The organism is Allomesorhizobium camelthorni, from assembly GCF_011045125.1.
Lineage (GTDB): Bacteria > Pseudomonadota > Alphaproteobacteria > Rhizobiales > Rhizobiaceae > Allomesorhizobium > Allomesorhizobium camelthorni.
In genome coordinates this window covers 1-1381 of the sequence record NZ_JAAKZF010000247.1, presented here as the reverse complement: position 1 = coordinate 1381, position 1381 = coordinate 1, and the positions used below count along the sequence as shown (strand labels likewise).

Below are 1381 nucleotides of genomic sequence, written 5' to 3'. Positions count from 1 at the left end.
TCTTGTTCTGATGAGGTGGATGTTCTCCGCGCCCCGCGCGACCTTAAGCGCGGTGTTTGCAGCCAGCAGCGAGGAAGGAGACCACCATGCATGTAGTGACAATCGGTTTGGACCTGGCCAAGAATGTCTTTCAGGTGCACGGCATTGATGGCGAAGGGCGCGTTGTGGTGCGCCGGCGTCTACGACGCACCGAGATGCTTCCTTTCTTTGGCGCGCTGAGCCCGTGCCGCATTGGCATGGAGGCATGCAGCACCGCCCATCACTGGGCTCGGGAATTGATGGCGTTCGGGCATGATGTACGGCTGATGCCGGCGAGCTATGTGAAGCCATACGTCAAGCGTGGGAAGAATGACGCCAACGACGCCGAAGCCATTTGTGAGGCGGTGACACGGCCGACGATGCGCTTTGTTCCTGTCAAAAGCATCGAACAGCAATCCGTCATAATGCTTCATCGCACGCGCGATCTCCTTGTGCGGCAACGCACGATGCTCGTGAACGCCTTGCGCGGACATCTGGCCGAAGTCGGCATTGTCGCGGCGCTGGGGCTTCCGAAAGTCCAGGAACTCATCTCGCTCGTCAAAGACGGCGCCGATGAACGCATAGAACCACTTATGCGGCATTGCATGGAGGTGATCGTCGACCAACTGCAGGATATCCAGGGAAGGATTGGCACTCTCGATCGAGCGATTCACGCTTGGCACAGGCAGAACGAAACTAGCCGTAGGCTCGAGACAATTCCAGGCGTCGGCCCGATCACCGCAAGCGTCCTGGCAGCGACGGTAACCAGCCCCTCAGCATTTTCGTCCGGTCGACATTTCGCGGCATGGCTCGGCCTGGTGCCACGACAAAATTCCACCGGCGGCAAAGATCGGCACGGGAAAATCTCAAAGATGGGCGATCAATACATACGACGACTTCTGATTGTCGGAGCCCACGCGGTCTTGCGCTGGGGCAGGACCACCAAAGGCTCGGCGTGGATCATGAGATTGCTCGGCCGCCGACCCTTCAGGGTCGTCGCCGTGGCATTGGCGAACAAAATGGCGCGAATTGTCTGGTGCGTTCTCGCCAAAGGCAGCACCTATCGCAACGAACACTCTGCTGGCGCATTGCCAGCCTGAAAATTCGACGACGACGTATTTCGAGTTGCGAGGGTGAACGATGATGTGATGACAAACCGGTCGAGCCGGGGGTCGGAATAGCCCGCTAGGGGTTGTGAGCATAATGCTCGATGTTCTGATTGGGATCCGACCCGCGAACTTCATCAGGGCCCGCAGCCAGGAGTGCTGCTTCATTGAGGCCGGACACATGGCTTGCACCCGACCGTTCTGTTCAGATCGTCATCAAACCCCTTGCAATGCGGAGAACATCCACACATGACCCC

At 58.4% G+C, this 1381-nt stretch carries 1 protein-coding gene; it reads left to right on the top strand.

The window, feature by feature from the left end:
• The first annotated feature begins 86 nt into the window (after positions 1-86).
• Complete coding sequence (locus G6N73_RS35635; RefSeq protein WP_165034536.1) at positions 87-1118, top strand: IS110 family RNA-guided transposase; 1032 nt, start codon at positions 87-89, stop codon at positions 1116-1118.
• Positions 1119-1381 lie beyond the last annotated feature (263 nt).